Below are 13,594 nucleotides of genomic sequence, written 5' to 3' on the forward strand. Positions count from 1 at the left end.
AGTCATCCCTCAACGACCCTATTCCCATGGGAGCAATCATGGCGGCGATTCACATCGGCATTTCCGGCTGGCGCTATAAGCCCTGGCGCGGGGACTTCTACCCCGAGGGGCTGACTCAAAAACGCGAGTTACAGTTTGCCTCACGTGCCGTCAACAGCATCGAAATCAACGGTTCGTTCTATGCACTGCAAACGCCAGCGCGCTATGCCGAGTGGTATGCCGATACGCCTGAGGACTTCATGTTCAGCGTCAAGGCGCCGCGTTACATCACGCATACCCTGCGCTTGAACGACGTGCACGGGGCGCTGGCGAATTTCTTCGCCTCCGGCGTCTTGGAATTGAAAGACAAGCTCGGGCCGTTCCTGTGGCAGTTCCCGCCCAGCTTCAAGTTCGATCCGCTGCTGTTTGAGGCTTTCCTCAAGCAGTTGCCAGCCGACACGCGACAGGCCGCCGCCCTCGCCCGTCAGCACGAGCCACGCCTGAACGGCAAAGCGAGCCTTAAGCCCCACGGCACACGCCCGGTGCGCCACGCGGTGGAGATTCGCCACACGAGTTTTGCCGTCCCGGAGTTTGTGCAACTGCTGGACAAATACGGCGTGGCCCTCGTGGTCGCAGACACGGCCGGCAAGTGGCCGTATCTCGAAGATGTGACTGCCGACTTCGTGTACCTGCGCCTGCACGGCGACAAGCAGTTATACGCCAGCGGCTATACCGACGAAGCCCTCCAGCGCTGGGGGGATCGCATTGACTGCTGGCGCCACGGCAAACAGCCGGCGGATGCGCACCTGGCCGCCCCGCAGCACAAGCCCCGCGCACGCAAAAGTCGCGATGTGTTGTGTTTTTTCGACAACGACATCAAGGTCCGGGCCCCCTTCGATGCGCGCCACTTGCTAGAGCGTTTCGACCTGGACAAGCACCTCGCCACGGCGCCAGGAAAACTGCCTGAGCCGGGAGTCCTGCCATGACGCACCCTGAACTGATCCCCGTGACACCAAGCGCCGCCATCACGCATTTCACGGTGCTGACGGTGAATATCCACAAGGGTTTCACCGCCCTGAATCGTCGCTTCATCCTGCCTGAATTGCGTGAAGCGGTACGCAGCGTGGGCGCCGACATCGTGTTTTTGCAGGAAATCCACGGCACCCACGAACGCCATCCGCAGCGCTACAGCGATTGGCCGAACATGCCGCAGTACGAGTTCCTCGCCGACAGCATCTGGCCGCAGTTCGCGTACGGGCGTAACGCGGTCTACCCGCATGGCGACCACGGCAATGCGCTGTTGTCCAAGTTCCAGATTGTGAGTTACGACAACCTTGATATTTCCCAGAGCGGCCATGAAAACCGAGGGCTGCTGCACTGCGTGCTGCGCCTGCCGGGCACCGGCCAAGAAGTGCACGCGATCTGCATGCACCTGGGGCTGCGCGAGGTGCATCGCCAGCAGCAATTGCGCCTGCTGGAACAGCGTATCCGTGAGATTCCCGCCGATGCGCCGCTGGTGGTTGCCGGCGATTTCAACGACTGGCGCCAGCGCGCCGACCTGAGCCAGAGCGGCCTTACGGAGGTGTTCGTGCAGGCCAACGGTAAACCTGCGCGCACCTTCCCGGCGCGCCTGCCGCTGCTGGCGCTGGACCGCATCTACGTACGCAACGTGAAGGTGCACCAGCCACGGGTGCTGAATACGCGCCCGTGGTCACATTTGTCAGACCACGTGCCGTTGTCGGTGGAGATTGAACTATGAACATCGCAGTCGAGCACATTTCCACCGACCAGCCACCGGATGACGCCAAGGCTCGCGATTTGGACTACGGCTGGCAGAGCGGCAACCAGGTCGAGTTGCTGGAAAATGGCGAGGCGTATTTCCCGAAGGTGTTCGAGGCCATGCGCCAGGCCCAGCGCGAAATCCTGCTGGAGACCTTCATTCTTTTCGAGGACAAGGTGGGACATGAGCTGCAAGGCATCCTGATCGACGCGGCGCGGCGTGGCGTGAAAGTGGTCGCGAGCCTCGACGGTTTTGGTTGCGGCGAGCTGAGTGCGTCGTTTCTCAAAGAGTTGGCGGACGCCGGCGTGATGGTGCAACTGTTCGACCCCGCGTCCAAGACCTTGGGTATCCGCACCAATTGGTTCCGCCGCCTGCATCGCAAGATCGTCGTGGTGGATGCCACCGTGGGGTTTATCGGCGGGATCAATTTTTCGGCCGATCATCTGGGGGATTTCGGCCCCGAAGCCAAACAGGATTACGCCGTGCAGGTGACGGGGCCGGCGGTGGCCGACCTGCATCATTTCGCCCTCGCACAGAGCGGGCGCCAGGTGCGCGCGCGGCGCGGTTGGCGGCGGCGCCAGCAACGGCCCTCGGCATGGCCAGCCGATAACGGCGACGGTCTGGTGCGCCTGATCTACCGCGACAACCTGCAACACCGCGACGACATTGAAGAAGCCTACATCCATGCTTTGAGCAAAGCCCGCAAACGCGCGGTGATCGCCAACGCCTACTTCTTCCCCGGCTATCGCCTGTTGCGTGAAATTCGTAACGCGGCGCGCCGGGGCGTCAAGGTGCAGTTGATCATGCAAGGTCAGCCTGATGTGCTGCTGGCCAAGCTCGCGGCACGCATGCTCTATGACTATTTGCTCAAGGACGGTGTGGTGATCCACGAATATTGCCAACGACCACTGCACGGCAAGGTGGCGTTGGTAGATGACGAATGGGCGACCGTGGGCTCCAGCAACCTGGACCCGTTGAGCCTGTCGCTGAACCTGGAAGCCAACGTGCTGATCCGCGACCGCGCGTTCAATCAGTGTTTGTACGAACGCTTGCAAGCACTCGCCGAAGAGCATTGCCAGACCATGCCGGAAAACCGCAAGCCGCGCCTGTGGCTATGGCGCTTGACCGTGGGTTTTCTGGTGTTTCATGTGATGCGTCACTTCCCAGCGCTGACCGGCTGGCTGCCGGCGCATAAACCGCGTCTGAAACCTTTTGAGAGCCACGCCCATGACGTCTGATACCGGCGGTTCGCGTTTCAAGCGCTGGAAGAAACCGTTGACCATCGTTTTTTTCCTGCTGCTGATCGTACTGTTCACCCTGCTCGCGCGGCGCATCGACTGGAGCGAGGTGTTCCAGACCCTCGGCGACTTCAAGCTGCGCACGTTGCTGATCGCCAGCGCGCTGACCCTGTGCAGCTTCCTCGTCTACGCCTGCTTCGACCTGATCGGTCGCACTTACATCGGCCAGAATCTGCGCTGGAAACAGATCCTGCCGGTGGGGGTCATCAGCTACGCGTTCAACCTCAACCTCAGCGCGTGGGTGGGCGGGATCGCGATGCGCTACCGGTTGTATTCGCGGCTGGGGGTGAGCACCAGCAACATCGCGAAAATTCTGGGGCTGAGCCTGGCCACCAATTGGTTCGGCTATATGGCGCTGGCCGGTGCGGTATTCAGCAGCGGGCTGGTGACCATGCCACCGGGCTGGAAGCTCAGCAGCGGCGCGCTGCAAGGCGTCGGTGTGTTGTTGGTGCTGGCGAGCCTGGGGTATCTGGCGGCGTGTCGGTTTTCGACGAAGCGTGCCTGGTCGGTCCGTGGCATTGAGATCAACCTGCCGTCGTTGCGCATGGCGTGCCTGCAATTGGCCCTTGGCGCGTTGAACTGGTCGCTGATGGCGGCGGTGATTTTTACCCTGCTGCCGGCCAAGCTGGATTATCCGCTGGTGCTCGGCGTGTTGCTGATCAGCGCGATTGCCGGCGTGGTGACGCATATCCCCGCCGGACTCGGGGTTCTGGAGGCCGTGTTTATCGGGTTGTTGCAGCATGAGGCATCACGCGGCAGCCTGCTGGCCGGGTTGATTGCGTATCGGGCGATTTATTTTATTTGCCCGCTGTTGATCACCCTGGTGATGTACCTGGGCGTGGAGGCCAAGGCCAAGTCGTTGCGGGTGAAGAAGACCGCCTGATGGCGCTCTAAGGGCAGTGACGAATCATCGGGACTGGATGATGCTCAAGCGCTCACCCACCACCATCTCGGTAATCCAGTCGACCAAAATGGACGTGTAGGCCTGTTGAGACACTGGGTCGCTCAACGAATGGTCCGCGCCATCGATGATGCGGTGGGTCAGGGAATGGGTCTGCTGGCACGCCGCGCGGTAGCTCATGATGGTGGCGTGGGGCACGTGGTCGTCGGTTTCCGATTCGACGATCAGCACATCCCCGGTGAATGCCGAGCACGCATGCAGTGCACGATTGGTGTCGGCCTGCACCAGCGTACTGCGGTAATCCATCAAGTCCATCTTGTCCAGATCACGCTTGGGCTTGGTCCACTCCTGGTCGCGGTACAGCGCCGGCACCCGCAACGCCAGCCAGCGCACCGGGCGCAGCGAGGTGAGAATCGCCGCCAGGTAACCGCCATAACTGGTGCCCACCACCGCCACTGCCGAGGTGTCGATGGCCGGGTGGGAGAGCAGCCGGTCGTAGGCCGCCAACAGATCTCGCAGGTTATCTTCGCGCGTCACGCGGTTGAGCGGGATACCAGCGCCGGCGTGGCCGCGCAGGTCGAAGGTCAGGCATACACACCCGAGGCCGGCAATGCCTTTAGCCCGCTCGAGGTCGCGCTCCTGGCTGCCGCCCCATCCATGCACGAACAACACCCCCGGCACTTTGGATTTTGGGCTGAGGAACGTGCCGCTCATTTGTTCGTCGTCGATATCGATCGCAATGCTTTCGCTTCTAGCCGTCATAAGCTTTAACCGTCACGTATTTCAAAAGAAAGTCGCTGTTCTCGGCCGGGCCGCGGTACACCTCGATCGCATCCGCCGGCAGGGCCTGGTCCTCGTAGGTTTCCACTGAAGACACGCGGATGGCCTTGAGGCCTGGATCCTGGATAAAGCTTTGCAGCGCCGCGACTTCCGCGCTGCTGGCCCCACCCATGCGCCAGGACTGCTCAAGCACGCCACTGCGCTGCCGGCCCTTGCTGTCGCGGCCCTGGGCGATGTCGTAATTGCGCCGCGACGCATAGAAGCCGGGGTAGGCCTCATCGGCGGCGGCGTCAAAGACCTGCGCTTGTTCGACGGCCAGGCGCACGTCGTCGGGCAGGTCCAGCGTGAGCAAGGCTTCGTAATAGCCTGGCACCACCAGCAGGTTCGAGCCGCCATAGACCTCTTCGCCCTGCCCGTCCCGCGTCAGATATTGCTCGCCGCAGTAGCTGAACACGTGATCGCCGATAACACTCTGGCCCACACTGTGGGTGACCACATCCTTGAGGTCTTGTTCCAACACCACCCCCTCGCTGAAGCTTTTTGCGGCGTCGGGCCGCGCCAGAAGCGCATCGAATTCGTCGAGGCTGTGGATAACTTCTTGGCCACGTCCGGCACAGGCGTGCACCGGTTTCACGCGCAGCGGACCGTCGTTGAGCAGGCGCGTAGCGGCAGGTAGTGCATCTTCCAGCGCGAATACGCTGAAGCCGTCCAATACGACGTCCCGCACACGCTCGCAGAATAATGCCGACCACCCCTCGGGTGCCGTGGCGTCCGGGCTTAACAGGCCGTGGCTGATGGCTTTAGTGCAAATAAAATCGTAGTCAACATAGCCGCCCCATAGATCTTCCGGGCCTTTGACATTGAGCGCCCGTGCTTGCGCCGGACCTACCAGGGTTTGGGTCGGCAACAGATAAAGCTCACGGTTGGCGTGTTTGTGCGGGTCGTAGCTGCCGTCGAATGTGAGTCCGAGGATTTGCGCCAGCCAACGGGCCAGCTCGCGGTTAGTATCCACTTCGTGCTGGGGCGCACCCTCCCTTGTGGAGTGAGCAACTACCCATTTGTTGCGTTGAATCGGGGTCATGCGTCCCCCTTGGCCATCCCGCCATGTGTGTAACGGAAACGTTGCAGGGATCAGGCCAAGGCGCGTTGGCACGGGATGCTTTTGAAATCAATCGGTTGCTGCAGGGCCGATGGCAGTTGGCCTGTTTTATTCTGCACGACGCTGCCGCGCAGGCGCGGTGTTCTGCACGATTCACACCCCAAATCGGCTGCGGTAATCACTCGGTGCCAGGCCGGTGATTTTCTTGAACGTGGCGCGAAAAGCGCTGGGGTCCTGATAGCCCACGGCCCAGGCGATATGGTCAATGGTGCCGTTGGTGAATTCGAGCATCTGCCGCGCCTTGCCGACGCGCAGGTGCTGGCAGTATTCGGTGGGTTTCAAACCGGTGGCGCTGCGAAACCGCCGCAGGAAAGTGCGCTCTTCCAGTCCCGCCTCTTGCGCCATGGCGGCGATGGACACATCCACCGCGCCGCTGGCCTGCAACCCATGTTGAACCTTGAGGATAGCCGCGTCGCCATGGCTGAGAATCGGCGCGAAGTTACTGCCGCACAGGCTGGCGCTGTCGCTGTGCTCGATCACCAGAAACCGTGCGGTGTCGGCGGCAATGCTGGGCCCCATCAAGCGGTCGACCAGGCGCAGGCCCAGTTCAGACCAGGCCATCAGCCCGGCGGTGGTGATCAAGTCGCCGTCATCGACGATGGGTTTATCGGCTTCCAGGCGCACGGCCGGGTAGCAGGCGGCGAAGGACTCGGCAGAGGACCAATGGGTGGTGGCGCTACGCCCGTCCAGCAGGCCACTGCGCGCGAGCATGATCGAGCCGATGCACACGCCGCCGAGCACAGTACCCGCGGCATGCTGTCGGCGAAGCCAGTCGAGCAACGCGGGCGGCGCCTGTTCTTCGGTGAGCTCGCCAATCGACGGCGGCACCAGCACCGCCATCATCGGCTGGTCGGGGCCGGGGTGGCTGTCGAACGTCCTGGTGGGGCTGCCCCCGTCATCGACGTGCCAATGGCTGATACGTAGCAGCGGCAATTGCGCAGACTGGTGCTCGGCGGCGATCCGGTTCGCCACCCCAAACAGGTCCGTCAAGCCATGCACGGCGGCCAACTGCGCACCTTTGTAGATCAACACGCCCAGCTCAACCACAGCCATTGTCAGTTTTCCCCCTGTTATTGTCGGTGCAGCCAATGCCCGGCGCCGGCGCCAGCTAAGATACTGGGCCCATCCACCCATCACGAGGCAACACCCATGGCCAAGCAAGCGCTCATCCTAATCGATATCCAGAACGACTACTTCCCCCAAGGCAAGTGGCCGCTTGACGGCGTGGAGGCCGCGGCAGACAAGGCGGCCCAGGTGCTCAAAGCGTTTCGTACTGCGGAGGATGCGGTGATTCACGTGCGGCATGAGTTCACGTCCGAAGACGCGCCCTTCTTCACGCCCGCCTCGCAGGGCGCGCATTTGCACCGCAAAGTGCTGAACGAAGACAACGAACCGGTGGTGCTTAAACACTTTGTGAACGCGTTTCGCGAAACGAACCTGCGTGCCCTGCTGGAGCAGCGCAGCATCACCGAACTGGTGGTGGTCGGCAGCATGAGCCATATGTGCATCGACGCGGTGGTACGCGCGGCGGCAGACCTGGGTTACACGGTCACGGTGATCCATGACGCCTGCGCCACCCGCGACCTGGAGTTCAATGGGCAGGTGATTCCGGCAGCGCAGGTGCATGCCGCGTACATGGCATCGCTGGCGTTCGGCTATGCGGGCGTGATGTCTGCGGATGAGTATGTGCAGGCGCAAACAGCGGCAGCATGACCGCTGCGGAGCCACATGCAGTCATCGGGTCGCGATGATGAACAGGCGCGGAAAGGGCAGCAATACTGTGCCATCGGCCAGCGCAGGATAGGCCTGGACGATGCGCGCCTGGTACTCCTGCAGGAACGCGGCTTTTTCGCCCTCGGTCAAGGGTGCCAGAAAGGGCCGCAGCGCCGACGCTTTGAACCACTCCACCACCGCTGCGTGATCCGCCAGCGGATGCAGGTAGATGGTGCGCCACACATCGACGGTGCTGCAGTGCTGGCTCAGCAGTTCGTAGTAATAACTGGCCGCGTGGCGCTCATTGTGTTTGACCGCACCGATCTTTGCAGCCCAGGGCCCATCAGCCGCGACGTCGCGCGCCAGACGGTGCGCAGGCTCGTCGAGATTGTCCGGGGTCTGCACCGCCAGCGTACCGCCGGGCGTCAGTTGCCTGACCAACTGTGGATACAGCGTCGCGTGGTGCGGCAGCCATTGCAGGGAGGCGTTGGCGAGGATCACGTCGAACGCGTGCGCAGGGTGCCAGGCGCCGATATCCGCCAGTTCGAAATTGAGCTGCGGCAGGCGTCTGCGGGCGTCGACCAGCATATCGTCGGAACTGTCCAGGCCGGTGACATGCGCCAGAGGGAAGCGCGCGGCCAGCACTTCAGTGGAATTGCCCGGCCCGCACCCGAGGTCGACGGCGGTGCGCACGTCAGTGGTCGCAATAGCCGCCACCAAATCACGGACGGGACGAGTGCGCTGTTGTTCGAACAGCGTGTACTGCTTGGCAGACCAGGTCATCGCGGCGCTCCTTGTTTGTCAGGGGGGTTACAGACTAAATCAGTGGCACCGAGAAGAACAAACCCTGGGGGAGCGAGCATCAGGAGGCTCACGCGATGTTTATCCAGGAGGGTGCGGGTTAATCGCCGGGAGTACAAAACCGCAAACAAAAAGCCCCGAGAGCGGGACTCTCGGGGCTTTGGGGAGTAACTTTTCAGGCGGGCCTGAGCGATAACCTAGAACGGGATATCGTCATCAAAACTGTCGAAATCCGGAGCCGGTTGCGGCGCGGCCTGCTGTGGCGCTGGACGCGACTCACGCTGGGGCTGCTGGCTTGGCTGCGGACGCGACTGCTGTGGACGTGGCGCCGAGTTGGACATGCCGCCCTGGCCCTGTTGGTCGCCCTGTGGACGGCCGCCCAGCAGTTGCATGGTGCCTTGCATGTCGACCACGATTTCGGTGGTGTAACGCTTGATGCCGTCTTTTTCCCACTCGCGGGTTTGCAGTTTGCCTTCGATGTACACCTGCGAACCTTTGCGCAGGTATTCACCCGCGATTTCTGCCACCTTGCCGAACATCGACACACGGTGCCATTCGGTCTTCTCGACCTTCTGACCGGTCTGCTTGTCGGTCCACTGTTCGCTGGTCGCCAGACTCAGGTTGGTCACGGCGTTACCGTTAGGCAAGTAGCGAACTTCGGGATCCTGGCCGCATGTACCGACCAATATGACTTTGTTAACCCCACGGGCCATAACGTTCTCCTAGGCTGGGCGCGCTGTCGGCACTGGGTTGACCAGTTGCTCGAGCGTCGCGCGATCCAATAATTCGGTGTCCAATTTGATGTAAATGGCCGCTTCTTCATCGACCACGACTGCATCCGTTACCCCTACGACGGCCTTCAGGCGCTCTACCAGACCCGCTTCGCGGATCGCCTCGGGCGACAGCGGCAAACGCAGACTGGTGACATAGGGAGGTTCGCGCATGGTAACAGCAAAGGCCAGCCAAAGTGCAGCCAGCCCGGCGCATCCAAGGAAGACAACCGACAAACCGCCATGCTGGAACATCCAGCCGCCCATGATGCCACCCAGCGCGGAACCCAGGAACTGGCTGGTGGAATACACCCCCATCGCCGTGCCCTTGCCACCTGCCGGTGAAACTTTACTGATCAGCGACGGCAGCGAAGCCTCCAGCAAATTGAACGCGGTGAAGAACACCACCGTGCCGATCACCAGCGCCCGCAGGCTGTCGCCGAACTGCCAGAAGAATAGTTCAGTGAGCATTAAAGTCGCGACGGCGCCGAGCAAAACTCGTTTCATTTTGCGTTTCTTCTCGCCGTAGATGATGAACGGGATCATGGCGAAGAACGAAATCAACAGTGCCGTGAGGTACACCCACCAGTGCTGTTCCTTGGGCAGGCCGGCTTTTTCCACCAGTGCCAGGGGCAGCGCGACGAAGCTGCACATCAGCATGGCGTGTAATACGAAGATACCTAAATCGAGGCGCAGCAGGTCCGGGTGCTTGAGCGTCGGCAATAACGCTTTGCGCGCAACGCCGGATTCACGATGCTGCAGCGTGCCGGTGGAGCGCGGCACCATAAAGGCCACGATCACGATACCGAACAGCGCCATGCCGCCCGTGGCCAGGAACAACCCGTGCAAACCGAACGCGCGCGTCAGCAACGGGCCCACCACCATGGCCACCGCAAACGACAGACCGATGGTCATGCCGATCATGGCCATGGCTTTGGTACGGTGTTGTTCGCGGGTCAGGTCGGAGAGCAGCGCCATGACGGCTGCGGATATCGCGCCGGCGCCTTGCAGGATGCGGCCGGCGATCACGCCCCAGATCGAATCGGACTGCGCGGCGAGCACGCTGCCAAGGGCGAAGACGATCAGCCCCAGGTAGATCACCGGGCGACGACCGATACGGTCGGAGATGATCCCGAATGGAATCTGAAAAATCGCCTGGGTCAGGCCATAGGCGCCAATCGCCAGACCGATCAACGCCGGGGTCGCGCCTGCGAGGTCCATGCCATAGGTCGCCAGCACCGGCAACACCATAAACATGCCCAGCATACGGAAGGCGAACACCAGGGCCAGACCGCTTGCTGCTCGGGTCTCGCCGCTACTCATGCGTTCGCTGTGGGGATCGTGCATGGAAAAACCTCGTGTGAACCGGCGGCGATTCTACCAGTCCCATCGATTGAGAGGGTATATGCGGCGCTTTGCCGCGCAGCTTTCATGTAAGGCTGCACCCGGCAATTTGACAGTGTATATTCATCCAGTCTTCCGTCGTATACTCCCGCATTATTTACGCCCGCCGTGCGAGGCCATCTTGGACAAGATCCTGATTCGTGGGGCTAGAACCCACAACCTGAAGAACATCGACCTGACCCTGCCCCGGGACAAGCTGATCGTCATCACCGGCTTGTCCGGCTCCGGCAAATCATCCCTGGCGTTCGACACGCTGTATGCCGAGGGTCAACGTCGCTATGTGGAATCGCTGTCGGCCTACGCCCGCCAGTTCCTGTCGATGATGGAAAAACCCGACGTCGACACCATCGAAGGCCTGTCGCCCGCGATTTCCATCGAACAGAAGTCGACCTCCCATAACCCACGCTCCACCGTGGGTACCATCACCGAGATCTACGACTACCTGCGCCTGTTGTACGCGCGGGTAGGCATCCCGCGCTGCCCGGACCACGACATTCCCCTGGAAGCCCAGACCGTCAGCCAGATGGTCGACCTGGTGCTGGCCCAACCGGAAGGCGCCAAACTGATGCTGCTGGCGCCGGTGATTCGCGAGCGCAAGGGCGAACACCTCTCGGTATTCGAAGAGCTGCGCGCCCAGGGTTTTGTTCGTGCACGCATCAACGGCAAGCTGTATGAACTGGACGAGGCGCCGAAGCTCGACAAACAGAAGAAGCATTCCATTGATGTGGTAGTCGACCGCTTTAAAGTGCGCGCCGATCTGCAGCAGCGTCTGGCCGAATCGTTTGAGACTGCGCTGAAGCTGGCAGACGGCATTGCCCTGGTGGCGCCGATGGATGACGAGCCGGGCGAAGAGATCATCTTCTCTGCGCGCTTTGCCTGCCCGATCTGCGGCCATGCCATCAGCGAGCTGGAACCCAAGCTGTTTTCCTTCAACAACCCGGCTGGCGCATGCCCGACGTGCGACGGTTTGGGCGTGAAGCAGTTCTTCGACATCAAGCGCCTGGTCAATGGCGAGCTGACACTGGCGGAGGGCGCCATACGTGGCTGGGACAGGCGTAACGTCTACTACTTCCAGATGCTGGGGTCGTTGGCGTCCCACTATAAGTTCAGCCTCGAAGTGCCGTTCAACCAGCTCCCGGCGGACCAGCAGAAAGTGATCCTCCATGGCAGTGGCTCGCAGAACGTCGACTTCAAGTATTTGAACGACCGCGGCGATATCGTTAAACGCTCGCACCCGTTCGAGGGCATCGTGCCGAACCTGGAGCGTCGCTACCGCGAAACCGAATCGGCCAGCGTGCGCGAAGAGCTGGCGAAATTCCTCAGCACCCAACCGTGTCCGGATTGCCGTGGCACTCGCCTGCGTCGCGAGGCACGGCACGTGTGGGTTGGCGAAAAAACCTTGCCCGCCGTCACCAACCTGCCGATCGGCGATGCCTGTGAGTACTTCGGCGTGCTGAAGCTGACCGGACGCCGCGGCGAAATTGCCGACAAGATCCTCAAGGAAATTCGTGAGCGTTTGCAGTTCCTGGTTAACGTCGGCCTGGATTACTTGTCCCTGGATCGCAGCGCCGACACCCTGTCCGGCGGCGAAGCGCAGCGCATTCGTCTGGCCAGCCAGATCGGCGCCGGCCTGGTAGGCGTGCTTTACATCCTCGATGAGCCGTCGATCGGTTTGCACCAACGCGATAACGACCGCCTGTTGGGGACGCTCAAACATCTGCGGGATATCGGCAACACCGTGATCGTGGTCGAGCACGACGAAGACGCGATTCGCCTGGCGGATTATGTGGTGGACATCGGCCCTGGCGCCGGGGTGCATGGTGGTCATATCGTTGCCGAAGGCACACCCGCCGAAGTCATGGCTCATCCGGACTCGTTAACCGGCAAGTACCTGTCTGGCCGCGTAAAAATTGAAGTGCCGGCCAAACGTACGCCGCGCAATAAGAAGATGGCACTGCACCTCAAGGGCGCACGCGGGAATAACCTGCGTAATGTCGATCTTGAGATTCCGCTGGGCCTGCTGACCTGCGTAACCGGGGTCTCGGGCTCTGGCAAGTCGACCCTGATCAACAACACGCTGTTCCCCTTGAGCGCCACCGCCCTGAACGGTGCGACCACTCTGGAAGCCGCTGCCCATGACAGCATCAAGGGCCTGGAGCACCTGGACAAGGTGGTCGATATCGACCAGAGCCCGATTGGGCGGACACCGCGTTCAAACCCGGCGACGTATACCGGGCTATTTACGCCGATTCGGGAATTGTTCGCCGGCGTGCCCGAGTCACGTTCACGCGGCTACGGTCCTGGACGTTTTTCGTTCAACGTCAAGGGTGGCCGCTGCGAGGCCTGCCAGGGCGATGGCCTGATCAAGGTGGAGATGCACTTCCTGCCGGACATCTACGTGCCGTGCGATGTGTGCAAGAGCAAGCGTTATAACCGCGAAACCCTGGAGATCAAGTACAAGGGCAAAAACATCCACGAAACCCTGGAGATGACCATCGAGGAAGCTCGGGTGTTTTTCGATGCGGTTCCGGCGTTGGCGCGCAAGCTGCAGACCCTGATGGATGTGGGCCTGTCGTATATCAAGCTGGGGCAATCGGCGACCACGCTGTCCGGTGGTGAGGCGCAGCGGGTCAAGCTGTCTCGTGAGCTGTCCAAGCGCGATACCGGCAAAACCTTGTACATCCTCGATGAGCCCACCACGGGTTTGCACTTCGCCGATATCCAGCAATTGCTGGACGTTCTGCACCGATTGCGCGATCACGGCAACACAGTGGTGGTGATCGAGCACAACCTTGATGTAATCAAGACGGCCGATTGGTTGGTGGATTTGGGACCGGAGGGCGGCTCCAAAGGTGGCCAGATCATCGCAGTGGGCACACCGGAGCAGGTCTCCGAGATGCCGCAGTCGCACACCGGTTATTACTTGAAACCGCTGTTGGCGCGCGACCGGGCCTGATTTATCGGGCCCAACAAAAAGCCCCTGTCACTTTGCGGTGACAGGGGCTTTCT

Annotated in this window: 12 protein-coding genes; 6 read left to right on the top strand and 6 right to left on the bottom strand. The window is 61.5% G+C overall.

Annotation, left to right across the window (positions count from 1 at the left end):
- Positions 1 to 38: 38 nt before the first annotated feature.
- The 4 genes from PSH59_RS22955 to PSH59_RS22970 are packed head-to-tail and all read left to right on the top strand — an operon-like array spanning position 39 to position 3,940.
- Positions 39 to 965, top strand: a complete 927-nt coding sequence (locus PSH59_RS22955; protein WP_305393745.1) for a DUF72 domain-containing protein — start codon at positions 39 to 41, stop codon at positions 963 to 965.
- On the top strand, positions 962 to 1,738 hold the full coding sequence (locus PSH59_RS22960) for an endonuclease/exonuclease/phosphatase family protein (protein WP_305393746.1): 777 nt from the start codon (positions 962 to 964) through the stop codon (positions 1,736 to 1,738). The genes PSH59_RS22955 and PSH59_RS22960 overlap by 4 nt, the downstream gene beginning before the upstream one ends.
- A complete protein-coding gene (clsB, locus tag PSH59_RS22965) occupies positions 1,735 to 2,997 on the top strand; it encodes a cardiolipin synthase ClsB (RefSeq protein WP_305393747.1) in 1,263 nt (420 codons plus the stop codon). Before PSH59_RS22960 ends, clsB begins: the two co-directional genes overlap by 4 nt.
- The gene (locus PSH59_RS22970; RefSeq protein WP_248078712.1) at positions 2,987 to 3,940 is read left to right on the top strand and encodes a lysylphosphatidylglycerol synthase domain-containing protein; all 954 of its coding nucleotides are present in this window, start codon (positions 2,987 to 2,989) and stop codon (positions 3,938 to 3,940) included. Before clsB ends, PSH59_RS22970 begins: the two co-directional genes overlap by 11 nt.
- A 24-nt stretch (positions 3,941 to 3,964) precedes the next feature.
- Here the strand turns inward: PSH59_RS22970 and PSH59_RS22975 are convergent, their stop codons facing one another.
- The 3 genes from PSH59_RS22975 to PSH59_RS22985 all read right to left on the bottom strand — a co-directional run bounded on the left by PSH59_RS22975 (position 3,965) and on the right by PSH59_RS22985 (position 6,950).
- Positions 3,965 to 4,720, bottom strand: a complete 756-nt coding sequence (locus PSH59_RS22975) for a S9 family peptidase (RefSeq protein WP_248078714.1) — start codon at positions 4,718 to 4,720, stop codon at positions 3,965 to 3,967.
- Complete coding sequence (locus tag PSH59_RS22980) at positions 4,710 to 5,819, bottom strand: DUF3182 family protein (protein ID WP_305393748.1); 1,110 nt, start codon at positions 5,817 to 5,819, stop codon at positions 4,710 to 4,712. Before PSH59_RS22980 ends, PSH59_RS22975 begins: the two co-directional genes overlap by 11 nt.
- Before the next feature lie 171 nt (positions 5,820 to 5,990).
- A complete protein-coding gene (locus PSH59_RS22985; RefSeq protein WP_305393749.1) occupies positions 5,991 to 6,950 on the bottom strand; it encodes a GlxA family transcriptional regulator in 960 nt (319 codons plus the stop codon).
- A gap of 96 nt (positions 6,951 to 7,046) precedes the next feature.
- Between PSH59_RS22985 and PSH59_RS22990 the strand changes: the two genes are divergently transcribed.
- Positions 7,047 to 7,610, top strand: a complete 564-nt coding sequence (locus PSH59_RS22990; protein ID WP_305393750.1) for a cysteine hydrolase family protein — start codon at positions 7,047 to 7,049, stop codon at positions 7,608 to 7,610.
- Positions 7,611 to 7,631: 21 nt separating this feature from the next.
- Here the strand turns inward: PSH59_RS22990 and tam are convergent, their stop codons facing one another.
- From tam to PSH59_RS23005, 3 genes are all read right to left on the bottom strand, one after another.
- The gene (gene tam / locus PSH59_RS22995) at positions 7,632 to 8,393 is read right to left on the bottom strand and encodes a trans-aconitate 2-methyltransferase (RefSeq protein WP_305393751.1); all 762 of its coding nucleotides are present in this window, start codon (positions 8,391 to 8,393) and stop codon (positions 7,632 to 7,634) included.
- A 215-nt stretch (positions 8,394 to 8,608) separates the two neighbouring features.
- Positions 8,609 to 9,124 carry a single-stranded DNA-binding protein gene (locus PSH59_RS23000; protein ID WP_003232445.1) on the bottom strand — a complete coding sequence of 172 codons (516 nt, stop codon included), beginning with the start codon at positions 9,122 to 9,124 and terminating at the stop codon, positions 8,609 to 8,611.
- Positions 9,125 to 9,133: 9 nt separating this feature from the next.
- Complete coding sequence (locus PSH59_RS23005; protein WP_248078721.1) at positions 9,134 to 10,528, bottom strand: MFS transporter; 1,395 nt, start codon at positions 10,526 to 10,528, stop codon at positions 9,134 to 9,136.
- Positions 10,529 to 10,706: 178 nt separating this feature from the next.
- On the opposite strand from PSH59_RS23005, the gene uvrA reads away from it, so the two are divergent.
- Positions 10,707 to 13,541 (top strand): excinuclease ABC subunit UvrA, encoded by a 2,835-nt coding sequence (gene uvrA / locus PSH59_RS23010; protein ID WP_248078723.1) that lies wholly within the window; start codon positions 10,707 to 10,709, stop codon positions 13,539 to 13,541.
- Positions 13,542 to 13,594 lie beyond the last annotated feature (53 nt).

Origin of the sequence: Pseudomonas sp. FP2309 (assembly GCF_030687575.1) — a bacterium.
Taxonomy (GTDB): Bacteria; Pseudomonadota; Gammaproteobacteria; order Pseudomonadales; family Pseudomonadaceae; genus Aquipseudomonas.

Excerpts from the sequence above, each read along its gene's own strand:
- clsB (WP_305393747.1), top strand. The coding sequence starts at position 1,735 with ATGAACATCGCAGTCGAGCACATTTCCACCGACCAGCCACCGGATGAC.
- PSH59_RS23000 (WP_003232445.1), bottom strand. The coding sequence starts at position 9,124 with ATGGCCCGTGGGGTTAACAAAGTCATATTGGTCGGTACATGCGGCCAG.
- PSH59_RS22990 (WP_305393750.1), top strand. The coding sequence starts at position 7,047 with ATGGCCAAGCAAGCGCTCATCCTAATCGATATCCAGAACGACTACTTC.
- PSH59_RS22980 (WP_305393748.1), bottom strand. The coding sequence starts at position 5,819 with ATGACCCCGATTCAACGCAACAAATGGGTAGTTGCTCACTCCACAAGG.
- PSH59_RS22955 (WP_305393745.1), top strand. The coding sequence starts at position 39 with ATGGCGGCGATTCACATCGGCATTTCCGGCTGGCGCTATAAGCCCTGG.
- PSH59_RS22975 (WP_248078714.1), bottom strand. The coding sequence starts at position 4,720 with ATGACGGCTAGAAGCGAAAGCATTGCGATCGATATCGACGACGAACAA.
- tam (WP_305393751.1), bottom strand. The coding sequence starts at position 8,393 with ATGACCTGGTCTGCCAAGCAGTACACGCTGTTCGAACAACAGCGCACT.
- PSH59_RS23005 (WP_248078721.1), bottom strand. The coding sequence starts at position 10,528 with ATGCACGATCCCCACAGCGAACGCATGAGTAGCGGCGAGACCCGAGCA.
- PSH59_RS22985 (WP_305393749.1), bottom strand. The coding sequence starts at position 6,950 with ATGGCTGTGGTTGAGCTGGGCGTGTTGATCTACAAAGGTGCGCAGTTG.
- PSH59_RS22970 (WP_248078712.1), top strand. The coding sequence starts at position 2,987 with ATGACGTCTGATACCGGCGGTTCGCGTTTCAAGCGCTGGAAGAAACCG.
- PSH59_RS22960 (WP_305393746.1), top strand. The coding sequence starts at position 962 with ATGACGCACCCTGAACTGATCCCCGTGACACCAAGCGCCGCCATCACG.